General features: G+C 64.5%; 5 protein-coding genes. 3 read left to right on the plus strand and 2 right to left on the minus strand.

The window, feature by feature from the left end:
* Positions 1-846, plus strand: an 846-nt coding sequence (locus Q4E95_RS11610) for a M13-type metalloendopeptidase (RefSeq protein ID WP_303383459.1), incomplete at its 5' end; no start/stop codon positions are given.
* Between the two features lie 45 nt (positions 847-891).
* Here the strand turns inward: Q4E95_RS11610 and Q4E95_RS11615 are convergent.
* Positions 892-1335 (minus strand): DUF4190 domain-containing protein, encoded by a 444-nt coding sequence (locus Q4E95_RS11615; protein WP_303383460.1) that lies wholly within the window; start codon positions 1333-1335, stop codon positions 892-894.
* A 169-nt stretch (positions 1336-1504) separates the two neighbouring features.
* Between Q4E95_RS11615 and Q4E95_RS11620 the strand changes: the two genes are divergently transcribed.
* Together Q4E95_RS11620 and Q4E95_RS11625 are read left to right on the plus strand one after the other, a co-directional pair.
* Entirely contained in the window at positions 1505-1897 is a 393-nt protein-coding gene (locus tag Q4E95_RS11620; RefSeq protein WP_303383461.1) for a YidH family protein, read from the plus strand.
* Positions 1898-1900: 3 nt separating this feature from the next.
* A complete protein-coding gene (locus Q4E95_RS11625; RefSeq protein WP_303383462.1) occupies positions 1901-2233 on the plus strand; it encodes a DUF202 domain-containing protein in 333 nt (110 codons plus the stop codon).
* Here the strand turns inward: Q4E95_RS11625 and Q4E95_RS11630 are convergent.
* Positions 2230-3657 (minus strand): amino acid permease, encoded by a 1428-nt coding sequence (locus Q4E95_RS11630; RefSeq protein ID WP_303383463.1) that lies wholly within the window; start codon positions 3655-3657, stop codon positions 2230-2232. The two genes, Q4E95_RS11625 and Q4E95_RS11630, sit on opposite strands and share 4 nt — an antisense overlap.
* Positions 3658-3978: the final 321 nt, after the last annotated feature.

Genomic DNA, 3978 nt, shown 5'->3' on the forward strand with positions numbered 1-3978 from the left:
GAGGCGCTCAAGAAGCTCTCCGGGTTCACGCCCAAGATCGGCTACCCGGAGAAGTGGAAGGACTACTCGGCGCTGTCCATGGACGGGCAGGACCTGGTGGGCAACGTGGTGCGCACCTCGCAGTTCGCGGTGGATGAGATCGCGCGCAAGGCCGGCCAGCCCGTGGAGAAGCACGAGTGGCTGATGACCCCGCAGACCGTCAACGCCTACTACCACCCGCTGCGCAACGAGATCGTGTTCCCGGCAGCAATTCTGCAGCCCCCGTTCTTCAGCCAGGACGCTGACGATGCCGTCAATTACGGGGGAATCGGTGCGGTGATCGGTCACGAGATCGGCCACGGTTTCGATGACAAGGGCTCCACCTGCGACGGTGAGGGCAAGCTGCGCAATTGGTGGACCGACGCCGATCGTGAGGCCTTCGAGTCCCGCACCGCGCGCCTCGTGGACCAGTACGCGGCGCTGTCCCCGGCGCAGTTCGAGGGCTCCGAGAACGCGCCTAAGCTCAACGGCGAACTGACCCTGGGTGAGAACATCGGAGACCTGGGCGGACTGTCCATTGCGTACAAGGCCTGGCGTGCCGCGCAGGACAAGAAGGACGCCCCGGACACCGAGCCCATCGACGGTTTCACCCCGGCACAGCGGCTGTTCGTGTCCTGGGCCTACGTGTGGCAGGAGAAATCCCGCGATGAAGCCCTGAAGACGCGCATCGCCACGGACCCGCACTCCCCCGCGGAATTCCGCGCGGCCCAGACCCCGCGCAACGTGGCTGCCTTCTACGAGGCTTTCGACGTGCGGGAGTCGGACCGGATGTGGCTTCCGCAGGAGGAGCGCGTGGCGATCTGGTGACGAGCTGACACGCGGACGGGATCATCCCGGTGAGGGGTGGTCCCGTCAAAGGCTGGAACGGGTCACTGAATCGAGTTCGTTCATCATCAGGCCGAAGAACGCGAAGACTGCAATCAGCCACAGGACGCCGAGGATCAGCAGGGCGACACCCACCCAGCCGAGAACCTTGCCGGCCGTGGCGCGACCGCCCAGCTTCTCGGACTTGTAGGCCTGCCACAGGGCGAACGGGGCGAGGACGGGAAGCATCACCACACCAATGATGCCCAGCACCAGTGACGTCTCCGCGCTCTTGGCCGCCTGGACCTGTTGCTGCGCGTCCTGGGGACTGGCAGGCACGTACTCCCAGCGGCCGGGAGGTTGGCCGTACGGGGAGACCTGGTTGGCGGGCACGGTGGGGTTCCGCCCCGGGGCTCCGCCGTGCGGCACGTACTCTTGTGAGGAGTCACGGTACTGCGTGGGATCATTGCTCGAAGAATGTGTGGAGCTCAAGGTGCGCCTCCGCGAGGTCGTAACGTGCAGTTGATCTCATTCTTTCGCATAGACCGCGGACACCCGCGGATTCCGAACGATCTACCGCACCGCGACAGTGTGTGTCACCCGAGAAGCTGCCTTAGTACCCCGGTGACTGATCCCAGCGCACCCCGTGAAAGGAGACCCGGTGAGTTCCGCAGAAGACCCCGGCGAGCGCCGTCGTGATTCGCTCAGCAAACGCGTCCTGAAGGGCGGCAGCGAGCCGGACCCCCGTTTCACCCTGGCCAACGAACGCACGTTCCTCGCGTGGATCCGCACCTCCCTGGCATTCCTGGCCGGCGGCATTGCCATCGAGGCGTTCACCGGTGACCTCTTCGACCTGCCCATTCGGAAATTCCTGGCCACGGTGCTGTTGCTTCTCGGCATGCTGCTGAGCGCTGGCGCGACCATCCGCTGGCTCAGGGTGGAGCGCTCCATGCGGCACAGAGCGCCCCTACCGTTGCCGATCATTGCGCCGCTGGTCGCCGTGGGCGGGGCCATCGCCTCCGGCGTGCTCGTGGTTGTCATCCTGACCCGCTGAGCCATGACACGTACCGCGCAACCACGTCATGAGGACCCGGGGCTGCAGCCCGAACGCACGGTGTTGTCCTGGGGACGCACCATGCTGGCCCTGTGTACCGCGGCTGCTATTTTCCTGAGGTGGCTGCCCACGCACGGCCCATTCGTGCTGACTCTGTTCGGCGTGGCCACTTGTACCGCCATTGGCATTTACAGTACTCAGCGCTCGCGATACCGTCGCGGCTCCGCGGGAATCAGCAACGAACACGTGACCCCGGACGCGGTGGCCGTGGTGGTGACGTCCACCGCGGTGCTGGCCCTGGGTGTCCTGGGACTGATCACCGTGGTGGTGTTCTAGACCAGGTCACCACTGCGATCCACGATCTGCGGATTCCGGGAGAGGTCGGCCTGGGCCGGAGCAATCGCGTGGGACTTGGTCGCGAACTTGTGCCCGAACCAGAACGCCAAGAACAACGGCAGTCCGATGTACGACGTGAGCAAGGACAGCGGCGTCACGGTGTTGTTGATGAACGCCTCGTAGCTCTGGCCCACAATCACCAACAAGCACATGGCCAGCGCAATGATCGGCCCCGCGGGGAAGAACTTGGCGCGGAACGGCAACTCCTTGACCGAGCGGCCCTGCGCCTTGAAGGCCTTGCGGAACTTGTAGTGGGTCCAGGCGATGCCGGCCCACACAATGAACCCCGCCAGCGCGGAGGCGTTGATCAGCCAGCTGTACACGGCGCCGTCGCCGAACCAGGTGGTGCCGAAGGCCAACAACCCGAAAACGGAGGTGGTCAGCAGCGCCCGCATGGGGATGCCCCGCCTGTTGAGCTTGCGCAGGAACTTGGGTGCCTTACCGTCCATGGCCAGCGACCACAACATACGCGTGGAGGCATACAAACCGGAGTTACCGGCGGACAGGATCGCCGTGAGGATCACCGCGTTCATGATCGAGGAAGCAAAGGCCACACCGGCGTTCTCCAGCACCAGAGTGAAGGGTGAGATCGCGATGTCCTCGATGTCCGCGGCGAGCAGGTTCGGGTGCGTGTAGGGCAGCAGGAATCCGATCACGGTGATGGCACCCACGTAGAACAGCAGAATACGGAGGAACACGGTGCGGATAGCCTTGGGAACCGTGCGCTCCGGGTCCTTGGCCTCACCGGCGGCCACGCCGACCAGTTCGGTGCCCTGGAACGAGAAACCCGCCACCATGAAGATGGCCAGAATGGTGATGGGCCCGCCGACGAACGGCGCCTCACCCGTGGTCCAGTTGTCGAAACCGGACGGTTCGCCGCCCATGATCCCGGAAATCATCAAAACGCCCAGTCCCAGGAACACGACCACCGCGGCCACCTTGATGGCGGCCAACCAGAACTCACCCTCACCGTAGGCGCGCGTGGACAACGCATTCAGTCCGAAAACAGTGAGCAGGAACAACGCGGACCAGATCCAGGACGGAACGTCCGGGAACCAGTAGCGCATCACCAGGGCTGCGGCCACGAGTTCCGCAGCCAGGGTGATCGCCCAGTTGAACCAGTAGTTCCATCCGATGGCAAAACCGAAGGACGGCGAGACGTAATTCGCGGCGTGATCACCGAACGAACCGGACGTGGGCCGCCACGCAGACATCTCTCCCAGGGACTGCATCAACAGGTACACCATTAAGCCGATCGCGACGTAAGCGACCAAAGCGCCACCGGGCCCAGCGGTGGCGATCGAGTTACCGGAGGCCACGAACAGACCCGTACCGATCGCGCCTCCCATGGCGATCATGGTCATATGTCGGGTTTCCAAGCTGCGGCGCAACCCCTGGCCCTCGGTGCCAGCGCTCTCAGCCGGAGCGTTTTCCTTGTACACGGACGTGCCTCTCTATTGGCGCTACACGTTCCGGGGGTGGCTCCACAGGGGGGCGGGAGCTGAACGAGAATGACAATTGGCGATCTTACCGGACCCGATCCATTTATAGGTGACCCCGACCTCGACGCAACGACGCCGCCCCGGGGCTTGGAGCGACGTCGTCACGTCGTGTCCAGCCCCCGGTAGACCTAGGCGTCTTTGGAGTCCATGGTGCCGGCCAGGAGTGTCTCGCCGCCGTGGGTG

Source organism: Kocuria sp. (assembly GCF_030536815.1).
Classification (GTDB): domain Bacteria; phylum Actinomycetota; class Actinomycetes; order Actinomycetales; family Micrococcaceae; genus Kocuria; species Kocuria gwangalliensis.